General features: G+C 70.4%; 15 protein-coding genes. 8 read left to right on the top strand and 7 right to left on the bottom strand.

Annotated elements, in window-relative coordinates:
* Positions 1-163: 163 nt before the first annotated feature.
* The gene (locus ACIBF5_RS15805; protein WP_396812117.1) at positions 164-820 is read right to left on the bottom strand and encodes an IclR family transcriptional regulator; all 657 of its coding nucleotides are present in this window, start codon (positions 818-820) and stop codon (positions 164-166) included.
* 139 nt (positions 821-959) lie between these two features.
* Between ACIBF5_RS15805 and cysS the strand changes: the two genes are divergently transcribed.
* The 3 genes from cysS to ACIBF5_RS15790 all read left to right on the top strand — a co-directional run bounded on the left by cysS (position 960) and on the right by ACIBF5_RS15790 (position 6,385).
* Positions 960-2,375, top strand: a complete 1,416-nt coding sequence (cysS, locus tag ACIBF5_RS15800; RefSeq protein WP_396812072.1) for a cysteine--tRNA ligase — start codon at positions 960-962, stop codon at positions 2,373-2,375.
* Positions 2,375-3,532 carry a 23S rRNA (guanosine(2251)-2'-O)-methyltransferase RlmB gene (gene rlmB / locus ACIBF5_RS15795; RefSeq protein WP_396812070.1) on the top strand — a complete coding sequence of 386 codons (1,158 nt, stop codon included), beginning with the start codon at positions 2,375-2,377 and terminating at the stop codon, positions 3,530-3,532. The genes cysS and rlmB overlap by 1 nt, the downstream gene beginning before the upstream one ends.
* A gap of 102 nt (positions 3,533-3,634) precedes the next feature.
* The gene (locus tag ACIBF5_RS15790; protein ID WP_396812068.1) at positions 3,635-6,385 is read left to right on the top strand and encodes an Hsp70 family protein; all 2,751 of its coding nucleotides are present in this window, start codon (positions 3,635-3,637) and stop codon (positions 6,383-6,385) included.
* Between the two features lie 108 nt (positions 6,386-6,493).
* Here ACIBF5_RS15790 and ACIBF5_RS15785 read toward each other — a convergent pair whose 3' ends face one another.
* The 6 genes from ACIBF5_RS15785 to ACIBF5_RS15760 all read right to left on the bottom strand — a co-directional run bounded on the left by ACIBF5_RS15785 (position 6,494) and on the right by ACIBF5_RS15760 (position 13,020).
* Complete coding sequence (locus ACIBF5_RS15785) at positions 6,494-7,525, bottom strand: aldo/keto reductase (protein ID WP_396812067.1); 1,032 nt, start codon at positions 7,523-7,525, stop codon at positions 6,494-6,496.
* A gap of 314 nt (positions 7,526-7,839) precedes the next feature.
* Complete coding sequence (locus tag ACIBF5_RS15780; protein ID WP_396812065.1) at positions 7,840-8,496, bottom strand: hypothetical protein; 657 nt, start codon at positions 8,494-8,496, stop codon at positions 7,840-7,842.
* Between the two features lie 89 nt (positions 8,497-8,585).
* A complete protein-coding gene (locus tag ACIBF5_RS15775; RefSeq protein ID WP_396812063.1) occupies positions 8,586-9,485 on the bottom strand; it encodes a carbohydrate ABC transporter permease in 900 nt (299 codons plus the stop codon).
* Positions 9,485-10,468 carry a carbohydrate ABC transporter permease gene (locus ACIBF5_RS15770; protein WP_396812061.1) on the bottom strand — a complete coding sequence of 328 codons (984 nt, stop codon included), beginning with the start codon at positions 10,466-10,468 and terminating at the stop codon, positions 9,485-9,487. Before ACIBF5_RS15770 ends, ACIBF5_RS15775 begins: the two co-directional genes overlap by 1 nt.
* Before the next feature lie 37 nt (positions 10,469-10,505).
* Positions 10,506-11,858 carry an ABC transporter substrate-binding protein gene (locus ACIBF5_RS15765; RefSeq protein WP_396812057.1) on the bottom strand — a complete coding sequence of 451 codons (1,353 nt, stop codon included), beginning with the start codon at positions 11,856-11,858 and terminating at the stop codon, positions 10,506-10,508.
* A 19-nt stretch (positions 11,859-11,877) separates the two neighbouring features.
* On the bottom strand, positions 11,878-13,020 hold the full coding sequence (locus tag ACIBF5_RS15760; RefSeq protein ID WP_396812056.1) for a LacI family DNA-binding transcriptional regulator: 1,143 nt from the start codon (positions 13,018-13,020) through the stop codon (positions 11,878-11,880).
* A 307-nt stretch (positions 13,021-13,327) separates the two neighbouring features.
* Here ACIBF5_RS15760 and ACIBF5_RS15755 point away from each other — a divergent pair, with 307 nt between their 5' ends.
* The 5 genes from ACIBF5_RS15755 to ACIBF5_RS15735 are packed head-to-tail and all read left to right on the top strand — an operon-like array spanning position 13,328 to position 20,161.
* Positions 13,328-14,656: a Gfo/Idh/MocA family protein gene (locus tag ACIBF5_RS15755; protein WP_396812054.1), complete on the top strand. Its 1,329-nt coding sequence runs from the start codon at positions 13,328-13,330 to the stop codon at positions 14,654-14,656.
* An 18-nt stretch (positions 14,657-14,674) separates the two neighbouring features.
* Complete coding sequence (uxaC, locus tag ACIBF5_RS15750; protein WP_396812052.1) at positions 14,675-16,108, top strand: glucuronate isomerase; 1,434 nt, start codon at positions 14,675-14,677, stop codon at positions 16,106-16,108.
* Complete coding sequence (locus tag ACIBF5_RS15745; protein ID WP_396812050.1) at positions 16,105-17,400, top strand: enolase C-terminal domain-like protein; 1,296 nt, start codon at positions 16,105-16,107, stop codon at positions 17,398-17,400. The genes uxaC and ACIBF5_RS15745 overlap by 4 nt, the downstream gene beginning before the upstream one ends.
* Complete coding sequence (locus ACIBF5_RS15740) at positions 17,391-18,917, top strand: mannitol dehydrogenase family protein (protein WP_396812048.1); 1,527 nt, start codon at positions 17,391-17,393, stop codon at positions 18,915-18,917. Before ACIBF5_RS15745 ends, ACIBF5_RS15740 begins: the two co-directional genes overlap by 10 nt.
* Positions 18,914-20,161, top strand: a complete 1,248-nt coding sequence (locus ACIBF5_RS15735) for a Gfo/Idh/MocA family protein (RefSeq protein ID WP_396812046.1) — start codon at positions 18,914-18,916, stop codon at positions 20,159-20,161. Before ACIBF5_RS15740 ends, ACIBF5_RS15735 begins: the two co-directional genes overlap by 4 nt.
* Positions 20,162-20,258: the final 97 nt, after the last annotated feature.

The raw sequence follows: 20,258 nt of genomic DNA, 5'->3' as shown, positions 1-20,258 counted from the left end.
CTCGTCCGCCTCGCCGGCGTCTGCCCCACCTGCAAAACACGGTTCCCCACAACAAAACCCAACTACCCACTCAGATCATGACAAAGCACTACTAGAACCCGAGCGCTTTTTGTATAACAAGGGGCCCTTCCTAACCCTGGACGGCGGCGACCTGGGCCGTCGGTCAGGCGAGGGCCTGGCTGATCGCACGGGCGGCGGTGCTCACCTGCTCACCCACGGTGGATACGGCCAGCGGGGCGAGCGCCACCACACCGACGCTCGCCTCCAGACCCGGTACGCCGAGCACTGGCGCCGCCACCCCGTACGCCCCGGGTTGCAGTTCACCGCTGCTCGCGACCGGATCCGGCTGCCCCGCGCGCCCGGCGAGGATCGCCTGCCCGGCGGCCCCCCGGTCCAGTGCGTGCCGGTACCCGGTGCGGTACGCGACGTGGAACGAGGTCCAGCTCGGCTCGACGACCGCGATCGCCACCGCCTCGCCCCCCTCGACCACGGTCAGGTGCGCGGTCGCGCCCGCCTGTTCGGCCAGTCGGCGCAGGGCCGGCATTGCCCCCTCGGCAAGCAGCGGCTGCGCCCGGCGGGCCAGGTGCAGCACCCCGACCCCGAGCCGTAGCCGGCCGTTGTCGTCCCGTCGCACCATTCCGTGCTGGCTGAGCGAGCCGACCAGCCGGTACACCACCGCCCGGCCGACACCGAGGCGGGTTGCCGCCTCGGTCACGGTCAGTCCGCCGGGTGCGTCGGCGACCAGGTGCAGCAGGCGCAGGCCCCGGTCCAGGGTCTGTGCGGTCTCGCCCACGCGGCCCGTCGCCTCCACACCAGGCAGCGTACGGCGGGGGCGGTCGCATCACGCTTGGGGCCGCGCGCGTGCAACAGGGGCCGCGCGCGTGCAACAGGGGCCGCGCGCGTGCAACAGGGGCCGCGCGCGTACAACGGCCGGAACGGGTGACCGTTACCCTGGTGCGGTGACGCTACGCCTATATGACACCGCCACCCGATCGGTGCGGGACTTTGTCCCGCGGCAGCCCGGCAAGGTGGGGGTCTATCTGTGTGGTCTCACCCTCCAGGGGCCGCCGCATATCGGCCACCTTCGTTCCGGGGTCAACTACGACGTGCTGCGCCGCTGGCTGACGCACGCCGGTCTTGAGGTGACCTTCATCCGCAACGTCACCGACATCGACGACAAGTTGCTGGCCAAGTCGCAGGAGCAGGGCCGCCCGTTCTGGTCGATCGCGTACGCCAACGAGGTCATCCTGGCCGACGCGTACCAGACGCTGAACGTGCTGCCGCCGACGTACGAGCCGCGGGCGACCGGGCACATCCCGGAGATGCACGAGCTGATCGAGGCCCTGATCGAGGCCAAGCACGCGTACCCGGCCGGCGACGACTCGGGTGACGTCTACTTCGACGTCCAGTCGGACCCCGACTACGGCGTACTTTCCGGCCAGCAGCCGGATGCGGTGCAGGCGAATACGGACGAGCCCGGACGGGGCAAGCGTGATCCCCGTGACTTCGCGCTCTGGAAGGGCCTCAAACCGGAAGAACCGGCCGGGGCCTCCTGGCCGTCGCCGTGGGGACGCGGCCGGCCCGGCTGGCACATCGAGTGCTCGGCCATGTGCCGTCGCTACCTCGGCGCCGAGTTCGACATCCACGGCGGCGGTCTCGATCTGGTCTTCCCGCACCACGAGAACGAACTGGCGCAGTCCCGGTCCGCCGGTCTGCCGTTCGCCCGCTACTGGGTGCACCACGGACTGCTCAACCTCGGCGACGCGAAGATGGGCAAGTCCCTCGGGAACGCGCTCGACCTGGCCCACGTCGCCGGGCTCGGCGTACGCCCGGTGGAACTGCGCTACTACCTGGCCTCGCCGCACTACCGGTCCCGGATCGACTACTCCGACGAGGCGCTGACCGAGGCCGCGGTGGCCTACCGGCGGATCGAGGGGTTTGTGCAGCGAGCGGTGGAGCGGATCGGGCCGGGCGCTCTGGGTGCGGTGCCGGCGGCGTTCGCCGCCGCGATGGACGACGACCTGAACACCTCGGCCGCCCTCGCCGCGCTGCACGACGCCCTCCGCGACGGCAACAACGCGCTGGCCGAAGGCGACGACGACGCCATCCGCAGTACGCTGGTCGCGGTCCGCACGATGCTGGACCTGCTCGGTGTTGATCCGCTCGACCCGGCCTTCGCCGGAAACGGGCAGGACGGCGAGCTGCGTGATGCCGTCGACGCGCTGGTCGCGTTGGCGTTGGAACAGCGTACGCAGGCCCGGGCACGCAAGGACTGGGCCGCCGCAGACGGGGTGCGGGACCAGCTCAGGAGAGCTGGTGTCGTCGTCGAGGACACCCCGCACGGACCGCGATGGACGATCGGAGAACAGGACTGATGGCCGGCAACTCACAGCGCCGTGGCAGGCGGGTCACCGCCAAGAAGGGCGCAGCCGCCGGATCCGGTGGCAAGAACCGGGGCAGCCTCGCTGGCCGGGGCCGGACCCTGCCCGCCGACGAGCGTCCGTGGCACAAGGGTTACTCCGGCACCGAACAGCTTCCCCAGCGCACCGCCTGGAAGCAGGAGAAGGAGCGCCGGGCGGCGGCCGAGGAGGGCCGGGCCCCGAAGATCGGCCAACCGGGTACCAAGGACACCACCTGGGGCGCCGGTGGCGGCGGGACCGGCCGAGGTGCCGCTGGGGCGGCTCGCGGCGCCGGAGCCGGGCGTGGTGCCGGCGGACGCGGTGGCCCCAAGCAGCAGGGCCGGTCGGGTCCCCGGGTCGCCCCGGGACGCAAGTCACACCCGGCCAAGGACGTCCCGGAGCTGTTGGTCGGGCGGAACCCGGTGGTCGAGGCGCTGCGGGCGAACGTGCCGGCTACCGCGCTCTACGTGGCCCAGGGCATCGAGATCGACGACCGGGTGAACGAGCTGGTCCGGATCGCCGCGGACCGTGGCATCGCGATCCTGGAGATCAGTCGGGCCGAGCTGGACCGGATGACCGGCGGCGTGCTGCACCAGGGCGTCGGCATCCAGGTGCCGCCGTTCGCGTACCAGCCGTTCGACGAGCTGGTAAACGCCTCGCTGGAGCAGACCGCCCCGTTGCTGGTCGCGCTCGACGGGGTCACCGATCCGCGTAACCTCGGCGCGGTGATCCGGTCGGCGGCAGCCTTCGGTGCCCAGGGGATCTTCGTACCGGAGCGCCGGGCCGCGGGCATCACCGCTACCGCGTGGCGGACCAGTGCCGGCGCCGCCGCCCGGGTGCCGGTCAGCCAGGTGACCAACCTCACTCGGTCGCTGAAGGCATGCCAGGAGGCCGGCTTCGTCGTGGTCGGCCTGGACGCCGATGGCGAAACCGATCTGTACGACCTTGAGGCGGCTGCCGGACCGTTGGTCGTGGTGGTCGGCTCGGAGGGCCGCGGCCTGTCCCGGCTGGTCGGGGCAACCTGTGACCTGCGGGTGAGCATTCCGATGATGTCCGAGGTCGAGTCGCTGAACGCGAGTGTCGCGGCGGCGGTGACGTTGGCCGAGGTGGCTCGGCGGCGTACCGCTCTCTGATCTGCTCGGCGGGCCCGAGCCTTTGCCGTGGGTGGCGGTGCTGCTGTGCGCTGGCCGTAGCATGCGGGGCCGGGTAATCCCTCGCCCCGGAGGAGTCGGCAGATGGCAGGGCAGGACGGCGGCTACGCACTCGGCGTCGACCTCGGTACGTCCAACACGGTGGCGGTGTTGCGCTGGCCGGACGGGCGTACCCGGCCGCTGCTCTTCGACGGGCAGCCGGTCATGCCCTCCGGAGTCTTCCTCGACCAGGCGGGGCTCCTGCACGTGGGGCGGGACGCACAGCGGCTGGCCCAGGCGGACCCCGGCCGCTACGACCCGAACCCGAAGCGGCGCATCGACGAGCCGGGGGTGTTGCTCGGCGACGCCGAGATGGCCACAGTGGACCTGCTCGCCGGGTTGCTGCGCGCGGTGGCTCAGGCCGCGGTCGAGGCGGTGGGTTTCCTTCCGCCCGCGGTGTTGACGTACCCGGCGAGTTGGGGCGCGCGGCGACGGGGCGCGTTGGCCACGGCGGTGCAACGGGCCGGTTGGCCTCCGGTGGTGACCGCCGAGTCGGCTGCTCCGTCGGGTGGCGGTGGCACCCTACTGGTGGCGGAGCCGGTCGCTGCCGCCCGGTACTTCGTCGACGTGCTGCGGCGCCCGGTGCCGGTGGGGGCGGCTCTCGCGGTCTTCGACTTCGGCGGCGGGACGTTGGACATCGCCGTCGTACGAAACGAGGGGCTGGACCACGGTGGACGCCCACGATTCGCGGTGGTCGGCTCGGGCGGGTTGCCGGAGTTGGGTGGCCTCGACCTGGACGCGGCGCTGGTCGACCATCTCGGTCGGCTGGTCGGCGCGGCGGCGCCGCAGGCGTGGCAGCGGCTCGTACAACCGGAGACCACGACCGCCTGGCGTGACCGGCGGCAGTTCTGGGACGACGTACGCGGCGCGAAGGAGATGCTCTCCCGGACCACGGTGGCGCCGGTTGCCGTACCCGGGGTGGAGCAGGCCGTCCACCTGACCCGGGAGGAACTGGAACGGCTCGCCACTCCGCTGCTGCGCCGGGCCGTGTTCGAGGCGGGGTCGGTGATCGGGCACTGCGGGTTGCGGCCCGATCAGTTGGCCGGGTTGTTCCTGGTCGGCGGCTCGTCGCGGGTGCCGCTGGTGGCGCGGTTGCTGCACGCGGAGTTGGGTGTGGCGCCAACGGTGCTGGAGCAGCCCGAGTTGCCGGTGGCGGAGGGGGCGCTGGCGGAGATCGTCCTGGGTTCGGGCGCGACGGCACTCACCGCCGCTGTGGGCACCGGTGCGACGCCGTTCACCGCCGCCGGGACGGCCGCGTCGGTCGGGGCGGCGGGTCCGGCGACCGTGTTCGAGCTTGGTGGCGTCGGCTCGGCCGCGCCGATTTCCGGGGTGCCGGGTTCAGGGGTGCCGATTTCCGGGGCGCCGGGTTCCGGGCTTCCGGTAGGTGGGACGGGTTCGGGCGGTGCGGCGTACCCCTCGGTGGGTCGGGGTGGCGCGTGGCGCGGGCGGCGCGCGGCCTGGATCGGGGCGGCGGCCGTGCTGGCCCTGGTCGGCGTGGTCGCGGCGGCGGTGTTCTACCTCAACCGGGGCGGGTACGACGACGTCGCGTTCGACAACTTCCGCGACCTCGGTGGGGGAATTCCGTTCGAGGAAGAAGACCCGTACTACACCTACACGGCGCTCGTCGGGGACCGGGCCTACCTGGCGTACGAGCGGAAGGACAAGCGGCTGGAGGTGATCGCGGCCAAGGCCAGCACGGGCACGCGCGCCTGGCAGGTGAAGACCGAGGGCACCGCCGAGCGCTGGGCGGGCATCGCCGCCGTGCCGAACGGATTGGTGCTGCTGGCCGACGCGACGGGCAGGGCCGACGCCCGTGAACTGAGTGTGCTCGACCCGGCGAACGGCAAGCGGCTGTGGGGGCGCGACGTCCACGGCGACGACTCGATCCTCTACTTCGAACGCACGCTGGTGTTGGTGGACCGGACCGCGCAGCAGGTCGTCGCACTGGACCTGCGTACCGGCAAGCCGCGTTGGGACGAGCCCATTCCCGGGCAGGCGGGCAACTCGTCGACCTCGGTGCACCCGGTGACGGTCCCGGCGGACCTGGGAGTCGCCGCCGACGTGCGAGGTCAGCGGCTCTCGTACGGGGGCAAGGATCCACGCATCGTGCAGATCGATGTGAATCGGTCAGCTCGGGTGATCGACGTGGACAGCGGTGAGGTGCTCAAGAGCGCCAAGGGCGTGGCCAACCCCGACGACCTGGTCGTGGCCCACGACGGCCGGCTCTACGTCGCGCCGAAGGAGAGCGGGTACCGCGTCGCCGCTTACGACCTGGAGCGGATGGGGGAGCCAACCATCCTCTACAGCGGCGACGAGGAGCACTATCCGAAGGAGTTGGTGGCCTGCGGGCGGGGGCGCGTCTGCCTGCTGGACCAGAAGAACTTCTCCGCCGACACGACCGAGTTGCTGTCGATCCCGGCCGAACCCGGGGACGGGGAGAAGGCGTGGAGCAGGCCCGCCGCCGGTGCCGAATCGCTGCTACCGGTCGGTGAACATGCGCTGGTCGGTGGCGGTACGCCGGACACCGCCACCCTCTACGGGCCGGACGGCGCCAAGGTGATCAGCAGGGAGGGGGTCGCGGTCCGGCTCGACGGCGGCAACCTGCTGCTCTTCGCCGACGACCTCTCCACCAGCGCCACCGACGTGAGTGTCGCCGGGGTGCGGGTCAGCTCCTCCCATCCGATCGAGCTGGGTGAGTTGAAGGGCGTACGGGCGGCGAGTTGCTCGTGGAACAGCTCGGTGATCGTCTGTCCCGGCAGGTCGGCGATGGTGTTCCGGAGTTTCGTCGAGAACTAGCGGCGTAGCTGCCTCGGTTGGTGCCGAACGGGTCGGCGGCGGTGCACCGGGTTCGCCCGGTACGTCCGCCGCCGATCCGTCGGAGGTGGGCCCCAACAGGTCGGACGGTTACCGAGGCGTCCGGGCGGAGGCGAAGGCCGCCTGGATCCAGTTCGGGTACGCCAGCGGAAGGGCACTGACCTGGTCGAGTTCGGCGAGGTCCTGGTCGGTCAGCGTCAGGTCGCTGGCGGCGATGTTCTCGGCGAGCTGGTCGAGCCGGCGGGCTCCGACGATGACGCTCGTGACACCGCGCTGGGCGAGCAGCCAGGCGAGCGACACCTGGGCGGGGCTCACCCCGTGCCGGGCGGCGACGGCCCGGACCACGTCGACCACGTCGTGGCCGTGTTCCCGGTCGATTGGCGGGAACTGGGCGAAACCGTCCTGGTTGCGGCGGGAGCCCTCGTCGCTCACGACACCGGTGCGGTCGACCTTACCGGCGAGGAAGCCGCCGGCCAGCGGACCCCAGACCGTCATCCCGAGGCCCTCTGCCTGGACCATCGGCAGCAGGTCCCGCTCGGCGTCGCGGCTGACCAGCGAGTAGTGGGCCTGGACGGAGACGAAGGCGGACCGGTGGTGCAGGGCGGAGACGCCCAGGGCCTTGCTGATCTGCCAGGCGGCGAGGTTGGCGCAACCGATGTAGCGGACCTTGCCCTGGCGTACGGCGTCGTCGAGGGCGGCGAGGGTCTCCTCGATCGGCGTGATGTGGTCGAAGTTGTGCACCTGATACAGGTCGATGTGGTCGGTGCCCAACCGGCGCAGGCTGTCTTCCAGCGCCTGCATCACGTGTAGTCGGGACAGTCCGTTGTCGTTCGGCCCGGGGCCGGTCGGGGCGTGCAGCTTGGTGGCGAGCACGACGTCGCGTCGACGCTGCTTGAGTGCCTGGCCGAGCAGTTGCTCGGACTCGCCGTCGCTGTAGACATCGGCGGTGTCGATGAAGTTGATGCCAGCGTCGAGGGCGGTGCCGACCATCCGGTCGACCTCGTCGAGTTGCAGACCGCCCAACGTCCGGTAGATCGGGTGGTCCTTGCCGCCGAAGGTCATCGCGCCGAGGGAGATCTCGGAGACCCAGACTCCGGTGCGTCCCAGAAGGCGGTATTTCATCCGTTGCTCCTCGTTGGTGATGTCGTGTCGGGATGTCCGGTTGCGTCTGCGGGGGTGAGGCGACGGATTCGCGTCTCCCGGCACCCCGGACAGCCCGTCCGACGATATGTCGGACACCGTGTCCGGCGGAATGCTACACCCCTGGCGGAGTAGCAGGCACATGGCTGTTTCGGCCACCGGTCCGAGGCCGACAACGCCGCGAAAGGAGTACGACAACAGCGCGAAGGCGCGTGCCGACCGCAGCCGGAACCGGCGGGACGTGCTCGAACCGGTGGGCGGGGCGCGTCGGCTTCAGCGCACCGGGAAGAGGGCGTTCAGCCCCTGGTCGTCGGTACGGCGCGTTCGATCCGCCGTACGGTCGCGTGCAGGGCGAGCAGGGCGTAGCCGGCCAGGATCGGCGTGATCAACGGCAGGACCAGCCCGCAGAGTACGGCCACCAGCGCCAGGACACCGGCCACGGCGAGCGGCAGCACCGGTCGTGCCACGGCCATCCGTCCGGCTTGCCGTACGGCCTCCCGCCAGCCCTGACCGTCCTGCCTGCCGAGCCGCACCACGGTCAGCCCGGCGAGTCCGGCCACCGCCGCGGCCAGCAGGGCGGTCACCACGATCAGGGCTGCGCCACCGGGCACGATGCCCCGGTGCAGGGCCAGCAGGTTCACGGTGAACAGAGCGGTGGTGGTGGCGGCGACCAGGGTGGCCACGGCACCGGGAAGCAGGGCACGGACAAAGCCGCGCAGCACCGGACGTACGCCGGGCCAGCTCTCGTGCTCGCTCCAATGGTGTACGGCCGCACTGGCGGTGGCGACCGCGGCACCCGCGGTCAGCACCGGCAGCGCGGCCACGGTGGTGAGGATGCCGACCAGGGCGAGGTCACTGGCGTTACGCAGGGTGTCCCGCCAGTCGGGGCGTCGGGCCACCGATCCGCCCGGCTCCTCCGGCCATCCCCCGCCACCCCGAGCCAGCTCACCCATCACCCATACCTACCCTCCGCCGCCCGCCCTGCCAAGCGTTAGGAAGGGCCCCTTCTACATCAGAAAGCGATAACAAGGGGCCCTTCCTTTCACCCTTTGAGGCCGGTGGTGTTGAGGCCCTCCACGAGCATGCGTTGGAAGGCTACGAAGAAGAGGAAGACCGGCAGCAGGGAGAGCACGGACATGGCGAACATCGGACCGACCGCGCTCTGGCTGGTCGAGTCGATGAAGAGGGTGAGCGCCACCGGCACGGTGTAGTCCTCCAGGTCGGAGAGGTAGACCAGTTGCCGGAAGAAGTCGTTCCATGTCCAGATGAACGAGAAGATCGCGGTGGTGACCAGCGCCGGACGGCTCAGCGGCAGGATGACGTGCCGGAAGATGCCGAACGGACTCGCCCCGTCGATCTTCGCTGCCTCGTCCAGCTCGCGGGGAATGCCCCGGATGAACTGGACCATCAGGAAGACGAAGAACGCCTCCGTGGCGAGGAACTGCGGCACCACCAGCGGCAGGTACGGCCACGGCCCGCCGACCATGTCGAAGGTCCGGAACAGGATGTACTGCGGCACGATCAGCACGTGACCGGGGAGAAGCAGGGTACCGATCATGATCGCGAACCAGAAGCCCCGCAGCCGGAACCGGAGCCGGGCGAAGGCGTACGCGGCGAGCAGGCAGGAGATCGCGTTGCCGAGCACGGTGAGCAGGCTGACCATCGCGCTGTTGACGAAGAACCGGCCGAAGCTGACGTCGAAGTTGCGCCAGCCGTCGGGGTAGTTGCCGGGGGTGAACTCCCTCGGCAGCAGCCCGATGTTGTTGACGATCTCCTCCGGTGACTTGAGCGACGTACCGATCATCCAGAAGAGCGGGTAGAGCACCAGGGCGAGGATGGCGACCAGGACGAGTAGCCGGCCGATGTGCCGGCCGGTGCGGCTGGGGCGCCGGGTGAGCGCCGGTGTCGGGGGCGCGGCCGGGGCCGCGGTTTCGGTGACCATCAGCGTTCCTCCCCGTCGGAGTAGTGCACCCAGAACCGGCCGGTGCTGAAGAGCACGACGGTGATCACCGCGATGGCGAGCAGGAAGACCCAGGCCATCGCCGAGGCGTAGCCCATCTCCAGGTCGACGAAGCCCTTGATGTAGAGGTTCAGGGTGTACATCAGGGTGGAGTCGACCGGGCCGCCGGTGCCGTTGCTGAGCACGAACGCCGAGGTGAAGCCCTGGAAGCCGTTGATGGTCTCCAGCACCAGGTTGAAGAAGATGACCGGTGAGAGCATCGGCAGGGTGACGCTGACGAACTGTCGGAACTTGCCGGCGCCGTCGACCGAGGCGGCCTCGTAGAGTTCGGTCGGTACCTGCTTGAGGCCGGCCAGGAAGATCACCATTGGTGCGCCGAACTGCCAGATGGCGAGCACCATCAGGGTTTCCAGCGCCCACTCCGGGTCGTTCACCCAGGGCTTGCCCTCGATGCCGAAGACGCCGAGCAGGGAGTTGAACGCACCGTCGCGGTTGAACATGCTGACCCAGACGATGGCGAGCGCGACGCTGCCACCGAGCAGCGACGGCAGGTAGAACAGACCACGGAACAGCCCGACGCCGCGCCAGGCGCGGTTGAGCAGGAGCGCGACGCCGAGGGCGGTGGCGAGCTTGAGCGGTACGGCGATCAGCGCGAACGCGAGCGTCACCTGCACCGCGTGCCAGTACGACGCGTCGCTGGTGAACATCCGCTCGTAGTTGGTCAGCCCCACCCACTCGACCTCGGACCAGGGCGTGAGGATGTCGTAGTTGGTGAAGCTGAGGTAGAGCGACAAGAGCATGGGTACCGCCGTGATGGCCAGCAGGCCGATCAACCACGGCGACAGGAAAACGTACCCGGCCAGACCCTCGCGCTGCCAGATCCGTCCGGACCCGCGCCGATCAGCGGGGGTCCGGACGGGGCCGGTGGCGCGCGGAGTCGAGCTGGGCGCCGTGGTCAGCGCCACGAGCCGGCTCCTCTCCGGTATGTCGTTCGGCCGATCGTCAGGCGATCGCGCTCTTGCAGATCTCCAGGAAGGCGGCGGCCGACGCGGACGGGGTCCGGCGGCCGTACTGGACCTCCTCGGCCGCCTTGATCAGCTCGGCCCGGATCTTGCTGTGCCCCTTCAGTGGCACCTGCGGGGACGGGCCGAACTTGGCGGCCAGCTCGGTCTCCACCGCGATGGAGAGCTTCATCGCCGGGTCGGTGACCCCTTCACTGACCGACTTGCGTACGTCCAGGTTGGACGGCAGCCCACGGTCGGTGCCCAGGATCTTGCCCGCCTCCGGGTCGTTGACCAGGAAATTCAGTACGTCAACCGCGACGTCCTTGTGCTCGCTGCCCCGGAACACGGAGTAGTAGAGCGCGGCGCGGGCCCACTGGGCGCTCGGGTCGCCGGGGTAGGCGACCACGCCCAGCTCGTCCTTGGTGGCCTTTTTCAGCTCGGGGAGCTGGTTGGCCCAGACGAACGAGGTCGCGGCCTTGCCGGTCACCACCAGTTGCTTGGTGATGTCGGTGGCGTTGCCCTCGTGGATCACGTCGGCGGTCGGGGTGGCGCCGCGGTCCCGGGCGCCCTTCCACAGCTCGAACCACTTGGTCACGTCGTCGGCGGTGAAACCGAGTTCCTTGCCCTTGTAGAGGTCCTTGTTCTGCTGGCGCAGCCAGACCCAGAAGGCCTTGTAGTCGGCGCTCGGGTCCATGGTGCCGGGGACCTTGGTCACCTTCGAGACGTTCTCCGCCCAGGTGATGAAGTCCGCCCAGCTCATGCCGGTGGTCGGCTCGGGCAGGTTGTGCTTCTGCAACAGGGTCTTGTTGTAGACCATTCCCTGGGTGTTCTCGCCGCCGGCGATGCCGGCCAGTTTGCCGTCGACGACGCCGTACTGCCAGAGGCTCTCGGGGAGCTTGGTGACGTCGAGCTTCTTGTCGTCCTTGTACTTCGTCAGGTCCAGGGTGACGTTGCGCGACGCGTACTCGGTGAGGAAGTTGTCGTCGATCTGGAAGATGTCCGGGGCGTCGCCGCTGGCGGTGAGGGTGGCGAGCTTGTCGAAGTAGCCCTGGTTGGCCTGCCAGGTCTTCTTGAACGTGACGTTCGGGTGCTTGCTGGTGTAGAGGGCGAGGGCGTCCTCGGTCAGCTTGGCCCGCGCCTCACCGCCCCACCAGAAGACCGACAGCTCGACCGGCGTGTTCGGCGCGGACTCGCTCGGTTCGTCCTCGCCGCCGCAGGCCGCGGCGCCGAGAACGAGCGGAATGGTGATGGCCGTGGCCACCAAACGGCTGATCAGGCCGCGTCGGGAGAAGAGGGTACGGTGATCATGCGCGGCACGTTCGTCCGCCATCGGGGGTGTTGCGGGGTGCATGTGCGCTCACTCCTTGGCGTTAGGAGGCGACAGCTTCGGGGTTGACCGCGGCCGTGTTGCCCGGGTCCGCAGGGCTGTGCGGGCCCGGGTCAGCGGTTGTGGTGGTGGCCGCGGAGCCGGTCTGGCCGAGGGTGGCCGGTGGGCGGGGCCCCGTCGAGTCGCGGATGACCAGTTCGGTCTGGAGCATTACCTGTGCGGTGGTACGACGGTCGTCTGCTGCCACGGTGCGGTTGCCACCCCGGTTGCGGTGGGCGGCGGCACTGTCGTGTTGGAGCAGCATGTCGACGGCCGTCCGGCCGGCGGCCGCGGTTGGCGTGGCCACCGTCGTCAATTTCGGCCGGACCAGCCGGCTCAGCGCGATGTCGTCGATGCCGACGACGCTGACCTCTTGGGGCACCCGGATGCCGAGGGAGTCGAGCCCCTCGATCAGCCCGATCGCCATCAGGTCGTTGTAGGCGAGGACGGCGGTGACGCCGGCCCGGCGGACCTGTTCCGCCATCGCGGTGCCGCCGCCCTCGGTGGGCGGGTTGGGGCCGAGTACGGTCAGCGCCGCGTCGGCGGAGCGGGCGGCGGCGGTGGCCGCCCGGCGGATCTCCCGGCTGGTCCAGGATCCGCGAGGGCCGCCGAGCAGCGCGAGTTCGCGGTGCCCGAGCCCGGTGAGGTGTTCGACCGCGAGCCGGGCTCCCTGCCCGACGTCCATCACCACCGCCGGTAGCCCGGTCACCTGGCGGTTGATGACGACCAGTGGCACCTCGCGGCTGAGCTGTTCGATCAGGCTGTTGCTCATCCGGGGGCTGCAGAGCAGGATGCCGTCGACCTGCTTGGCCAGGGCGTGCACCAGGTCCTCTTCGGCGGCCGGATCTTCGTTCGTGTCGGCCACGAAGATGTGGTAGTCGCGGTGGCGGGCCTGGCTCTCGGCGGCCTTGATCAGGGGTGGGAAGAACGGGTTGGCGATGTCGGCGACGATCAGGCCGATGTTGTGCGTACGGCCGGTGATCAGTGCGCGCGCGGCCCGGTTGGGCCGGTAGCCGAGGTTCTCGGCGCAGGCCAGCACCCGGAGACGAGTCTCCGGGTTGACCAGGTGCGGGGCGGAGAACGTTCGGGACACGGTGGAGATGTGCACGCCGGAAGCGCGTGCGACGTCTCGGATGGTGGCTGGCACGCGGGTCCCTTCGTCTCCGGGGCTCGGCCGGTGCGCACCGGCCGTCGGTACTGCTGGTTGTGGTGGTCGTCACGTTTGGTGTGGCCAATTAATGCAAACGGTTGCTCAGGTGTCAACGGGCGCTGGTTACGGGTTTGTTGCGAGCGGTAGCCTTCGATGCCTGCATAGGCTCACAAATCAGTAGGAAATACACAGGATTGTTGTCGATCGTTGACGCCGGGACCGTTCACGTGGTTACTTCGGCTGCAAACCTTTGCAGTAACGGCGGCCAGGTACGGCCCTTCCAGTCACCCGGAGGCTGAGCGGGATGTCCACAGAACCCGGAAAGCGACTTCGTTACGCCGTGGTCGGCACCGGCGCACGAGCCGAGATGTTCGTCCGCGCGCTCGTACTCGACCACCCCGCCACCGCCGAGCTGGTCGCGTTCGCCGACGTCAACCAGGCCCGGATGGATACGCACAACGAGTGGCTGGAGGAACTCGGCTTCGACTCGGTGCCGACCTACCTGGCCGTCGACTACACCACCATGCTGGAGAAGGAACGGGTCGACGTGGTCCTGGTGACCACCGTGGACCGGGCCCACGACGAGTACATCGTCGCCGCCCTCCGCTCCGGCCGGGACGTGATCACCGAGAAGCCGATGACCATCGACGTGCCGCGCTGCCAGCGGATACTCGACGCGGTGGCGGAGACCGGCCGAAACGTTTCGGTGGCCTTCAACTATCGCTACAACCCGTTGCACGAAAAGGTGCGCGAGGTGCTGGCCGCGGGCGAGATCGGCGAGATCGGGTCGGTCCACTTCGAGTGGCTGCTCGACGTCCGCCACGGCGCCGACTACTTCCGGCGCTGGCACCGGGAGAAGGCCAACTCCGGCGGCCTGATGGTGCACAAGGCAAGCCACCACTTCGACCTGGTCAACTGGTGGCTGGACGCGGTGCCGGAGGAGGTCTACGCCTCCGGCCGGCTCTTCTTCTACGGCGAGACCGGGCGGCGCCACGGCTACGCCCGCGACTACGACCGGGCCCACGGTTCGCCGGCCGCCGCCGGTGACCCGTTCGCCCTGCACCTTGCCAGCCACCCGCGTCTGCGGGCGCTCTACCTCGACGCCGAGGCCGAGGACGGCTACCACCGGGACCAGAACGTCTTCGCCCCCGGGGTGACGATCGAGGACGACATGTCCGTACTGGCGCGCTATTCCAACGGCGCCACCATGACCTACCACCTGACCGCGTACGCACCCTGGGAGGGCTACCGGGTGATGGTGAACGGCAGCCGGGGCCGGCTGGAACTGGAGGTCGTGGAGAGCGACTTCGTCAGCCCGTACGCGGCCGGTGAACTCAAGGGCGCCGCGCTGCACGGCGTACAGGCCGCGATCGAGGAGGGCTGGGCGAAGCTGACCGTCCGGCCGTTCTGGGAGCAGGCGCGGCAGGTGCCGGTCGCCGGCTACACCCGTACCGGGCACGGCGGTGCCGACGTACGGATGACCGGGGTGCTCTTCGGCGGTCACCCCGACCCGATGGACCGGGGCGCCACCGCCCGCGACGGTGCGCTCGCCCTGCTCACCGGCCTGGCCGCCAACCGCTCCTTCGAAACCGGTCAGCCGGTCCGCGTCGCGGACCTGCTCACCATCGCCTGACCAGAGGAGTCCGCTTCCGTGCCGCCACTACCAGGAGCCGACCTGCTCTTCCCGTCCGAGCCCAGTCAACGGGCGATCGCGCGGGAGCTGTACGCGTTGGCGAAGGACCAACCGCTGATCTCGCCGCACGGGCATGTCGACCCGGCCATCCTGGCCGAGGACGCGCCCTTCCCCGATCCGGCCCAACTGATCATCGTCCCTGACCACTACCTCACCCGGATGCTGCTCAGCCAGGGCATTTCCCCGGCCGAACTGGGCGTACCGGCGGTCGACGGGGCGCCGGTCGAGACCGACGGCCGGACCATCTGGCGCCGTTTCGCCGCGCACTGGCACCTCTACCGGGGCACCCCGTCCCGGCTCTGGCTGGAACAGACGTTCCGCCAGGTCTTCGGGGTGACAAAGCCCTTCGGACCAGCCACCGCGGACGAGATCTACGACGAGATCGCGGCCCGGCTCGCCGAGCCGGCGTTCCGACCCCGGGCGCTCTTCGAGAAGTTCAACATCGAGACCCTGGCCACCACCGAGTCGCCCCTGGACGACCTCGGCCGGCACGCCAAACTCGCCGCCGACGGCTGGGGCGGCCCCGGCGGGCGGGTGATCACCACCTTCCGCCCGGACAACGTGGTCGACATGGAGTTCGACGGCTGGGCCGAGAACGTCGAACGGCTCGGCGAGGTCGCCGGGACGGACACCGGGACGTACGCCGGTTATCTCGACGCCCTGCGCAGCCGCCGACAGGCGTTCATCGCCGCCGGCGCCACCTCCTCCGACCACGGCCACCCGACCGCGCTGACCCTGCGGCTGAGCGCCGCCGAGGCGGCCACCCTCTACGACCGGGGCCGCGCCGGCACCGCCACACCCGAGGACGCGGAGGCGTTCCGGGCCCACATGCTGGTCGAGTTCGCCGCCATGTCCATAGAGGACGGCCTGGTGATGCAACTCCACCCCGGAGCGGTACGCAACCACAACCGCTGGCTCTACGAACGGCACGGCCGAGACGTCGGCGGCGACATCCCCCAGGCCACCGAGTACCTGCACGCGCTCACCCCGCTGCTGGACGCGTACGGCAACGACCCGCGGCTGCGGGTGGTCGTCTACACCCTGGACGAGTACACCTTCACCCGGGAACTCGCCCCGCTGGCCGGGGGTTACGCCGCGCTCTACCTCGGTGCGCCGTGGTGGTTCCTCGACTCGCCCGAGGTGCTGCGGCGGTTCCGGGAGGCGGTCACCGAGAGCGCCGGTTTCTACAACACCGCCGGCTTCGTCGACGACACCCGGGCGTTCTGCTCGATTCCGGTACGCCACGACGTGTCCCGCCGGATCGACGCGGGCTTCCTGGCCCGGCTGGTCGCCGAGGAGCGGCTGCCGTTGGACGAGGCCGCCGAAACCATCGTCGACCTGGCGTACCACCTGCCGAAGCGGGTCTTCAAAATCGGGGAGAAACTACGGTGACGGTCACCATCACCTCGGCTGAGGTGCACGACGTACGGTTCCCGACGGCGGCGGCCGGCGACGGCTCCGACGCGATCAACCGGGGCGACTACTCGGCCAGCTACGTCGAGTTGCGTACCGACGACCCATCGGGCGCCTTCGGTGCCGGCTTCACCTTCACCAACGGCCGGGGCAACGAGCTGACCTGCGGTGCGATCCGGGCGCTCGCCCACCACGTGGTCGGCCGCACGGTCGAGGACATCTTCGCCGACCCGGTGACCTTCTGGCGTTCGCTCACCGCCGACGTGCAGTTGCGCTGGCTCGGGCCAGAGAAGGGCGTCATCCACATGGCGACCGGGGCGCTGGTCAACGCGGTCTGGGACCTGCGGGCCAAGCTCGCCGGCAAGCCGATGTGGCGGCTGCTCGCCGAAATGCCGACCGAGGAACTCGTCAACAGCGTCGACTTCCACCACATCAGCGACGCGATCAGCCCGGCCGAGGCCGCCGCCATCCTCGACAACGGACTTGTCGGTCTGAAGGAGCGCCTCGCCGAGCTGGAGCAGGAGGGCTTCCCCTCGTACACCACCTCGGTCGGGTGGCTCGGCTATCCGGACGAGAAGGTGCGGGCGCTGACCCGGGCGGCGTACGCCGACGGGTGGCGGGCGATGAAGATGAAGGTCGGTGGTCCGGTCGAGGACGACGTTCGGCGGGCGAGGATCATCCGGGACGAGATCGGCCCGGACGCGCTGCTGATGATGGACGCCAACCAGGTCTGGGACGTTGACGAGGCGATCACCAACATGGCGCTGCTGGCCGAGGTCGAGCCGTACTGGATCGAGGAGCCGACGCACGCGGACGATGTACTCGGGCATGCCCGGATCGCCCGCGCGGTCGCACCGGTCCGGGTCGCCACCGGCGAGGTCGCCGCGAACCGGGTCATCTTCAAGCAACTGCTCCAGGCCGAGGCGATCGGCGTCTGCCAGATCGACGCGTGCCGGATCGGTGGGGTCAACGAGGTGCTCTCGGTGATCCTGATGGCGGCCAAGTTCGGGGTGCCGATCTGCCCGCACGCCGGTGGAGTCGGCCTCTGCGAGTACGTCCAACACCTGGCGATCTTCGACTATCTCCGGGTCGGCACCTCCCTCGACGGCCGCATGGTCGAGTACGTCGACCACCTGCACGAGCACTTCGTCGACCCGGTACGCACCCGGGGCGGGCGTTACCTCCTGCCCGAGCAGCCCGGTTACAGCGCCACGATGAAGCCCGCCTCGATCGCCGAGTTCAGTTTTCCGGACGGTCCGACATGGCGGTGACCGTCGGTGCGTCACCGCTCGGGCTCGGTAGCCTGCGACGGCTGCCGGCGTCGGCCCGCCCACTGGTCCGCCCCGGCACCGTGTCCGCCGGCATCGTGCACCTCGGGCTCGGTGCGTTCCACCGGGCACACCAGGCGGTCTACACCGAAGAGGCGGTGGCGCGGGCCGGCGGCGACTGGGGCATCATCGGGGTCGCCCCGCGCAGCACCGAAGTGGTGGCCCGGCTGGTGGCGCAGGATTGCCTGTTCAGCGTCACCACGCTCTCCGGCGCGGGGAGCGAGACCCAGGTGGTCGGCGGGCTCGCCGGGGTACGCCACGCCGCCAGCGATCCCGCCGCGATCGTGGCGCTGCTGGCCGACCCGGCGATCCGGGTGGTGACCCTGACCGTGACTGAGAAGGCGTACCAGCTCGACCCGGCCAGTGGCCGGTTGCGCCCGGACGCCGAGGTGACCGCCGACCTGACCAGCGACCGCGACCCGCGTACGGTGCCCGGTCTGCTGGTCCGTGGGCTGCTCGCCCGCGCGGTCGCCGATGCTGGACCGTTGGCACTGGTGAGCTGCGACAACCTGCCGTCGAACGGCACCAGGTTGCACAGCCTCGTCGGCCAGGCGCTGGCGTTGCTGGCCGAGTCGAAGGGGGCCCGTAACGGCGCCGACGGTGCCCGCGCGGAGCGGATCGCCGACTGGTTGCGGGCGAACGTCACCTACCCGGGCACGATGGTGGACCGGATCGTGCCGGCGAGCACCCCGGCGACCCTCGCGACGGCGCAGGCGGCGCTCGGCGTCACCGACCTGGCCGCGGTGGCGGCGGAGCCGTACCGGCAGTGGGTGATCGAGGACGACTTCCCCGGCGGCCGGCCGGCGTGGGAACGGGCCGGTGCGGTGCTGACCGGCGACGCGGGGCCGTGGGAACGGCTCAAGCTGCGAGCGCTCAACGGGGTCCACTCGGCGACCGCGTACCTCGGTGCGCTCGCCGGGCGGGAGACGATCGCCGACGCGTTGGCCATCCCGGGCCTGGTGGAGGTGCTGCGTCGGATGATCGCGCAGGACGTGGCGCGGAGCTTCAGCCCGCCGGACGGGGTGTCGGTGGTCGACTACGGCGACCAGGTGTTGGAACGGTTCGGTAACCCGGTGATCCGCCACCGGACCATCCAGGTGGCGATGGACGGTTCGCAGAAGCTCCCCCAGCGGGTGCTGCACACCGTGGTCGACCTGCGGGCTGCCGGACACCGGCCACGTTTCGCCACGTTGGTGATCGCGGCCTGGATGCGGTTCGTGCAGGGGTACGCCGACGACGGCACCGCCCTGCCGCTGGACGACCCGCTGGCGGAGCGGATCCGGGCGGCGCTGACCGGTGCGAAGGACACCCCGACCGGGGTGGTGGACGCGCTGTTCGGGCTGGCCGAGGTCTTCCCTGCCGCGCTCGCGGGCGACGAGGTGGTCCGTGAACTGGTGCTGGAGTGGCTGACCGCGCTGGACCGGCACGGGGTCGAGGCGACCCTGGCGGGTGCCACGTGACCAGCCGGTCCGACCCGCCTCGGGTGGCGTTGATCGGTGCCAGCGGCCACGGTCGCTGGCACCGGCAGGTGATCGCGCGGCTGCGTACGGCCGGCCGGCTGGAGTTGGTCGGCCTGGTCGACGTACGTCCGGTGGAGCCGTTGCCGGACGCGGACGGTGAGCCGGGCGTGGCGGTCTTCACCGACCACCGGGAGATGCTCCGGTCGGTCCGGCCGGAGGTGGTGGTCGTGTGTACGCCACCGCACACGCATCTGCCGATCGCCCTGGACGTGCTCGCGTCCGGGGCCGATCTGCTGCTGGAGAAGCCACCAGTGCTCTCCCTGGCCGAGCACCGGCGTCTCACCGAGGCGCAGGCGGCCAGTGGCCGGGCCGTCCAGGTGGGCTTCCAGGCGCTCGGCTCGACGGCGTTGACGACGCTGCTCGACGCCATCGCGCAGGGGCGGCTCGGTACGGTCACCGGCATCGCCACGGTCGCCTCATGGCAACGGACCGACGCCTACTACGCCCGCTCCCCGTGGGCCGGCCGGCGGTTCCTGGACGGACGCCCGGTGCTCGACGGCGCCCTGGTCAACCCGCTGGCGCACGCGTTGATGCAGTGCCTCGCGGTGGCCTCGGCAGTCTCGTCGGTGGCCTCGGCGGTGCCGTTGGCGGCTTCGGGCGTGCCGGGTGGGCGGGGCGGTGCCGCGGCGGAGCCGGTGGCGATCGAGTTGGAGCGGTACCGGACCCGGCCGATCGAGGTGGACGACACCGCGTCGTTGCGGATCAGCCTCGGTTGCGGGCTGCCGGTGGTGGCGGCGGTGACGCTGGCCGGGGAGGAGTACATCCCGGGCGAGGTGATCGTGCGGGGCACGGCGGGACGGGCGGTGCTGGAGTATCCGACCGACCGGTTGTTGCTTCCCGACGACCCGGAGCCACGGGAGATTCCCGGCCGGGTGGGGTTGTTGGAGAACCTGCTCGACCACCGGGCCGATCCCGACCGGGTGCCGTTGCTCGTGCCGCTTGAGCGGACCACCGGCTTCACCGCCCTGGTGGAGGCGATCCATGCCGCGCCGGAGCCGACGCTGCTGAGTGGGGCGACGGTGGTCGGCGGTGGTGAGCCGCCCGAGCGGGTGTGGTCGATCCGCGGGGTGAACCAGGTGTTGCGGCGGGCCGCCGAAGAGGGTGCGCTGCTGCACGAGTTGGGCGTGCCGTGGGCGGTCAAGCCGTACCGGGTGGCGCTGGGCGAGGAGACGGGCAATGGCTGAGCGCGGTACGGAAAACCGACTGCAAACCGCAGGGAAAGCCGTGCGGTAATAATCGGACCGAATATCCTCCTCTCGGCCAAAGGGTGGCCGGGGCAAT

The organism is Micromonospora sp. NPDC050417, from assembly GCF_044458865.1.
In the GTDB taxonomy this organism is placed as follows: Bacteria; Actinomycetota; Actinomycetes; order Mycobacteriales; family Micromonosporaceae; genus Micromonospora_G.
The sequence above is the reverse complement of the archived record's forward strand: the minus strand, read 5'-3'. Positions and strand labels throughout refer to the sequence as shown.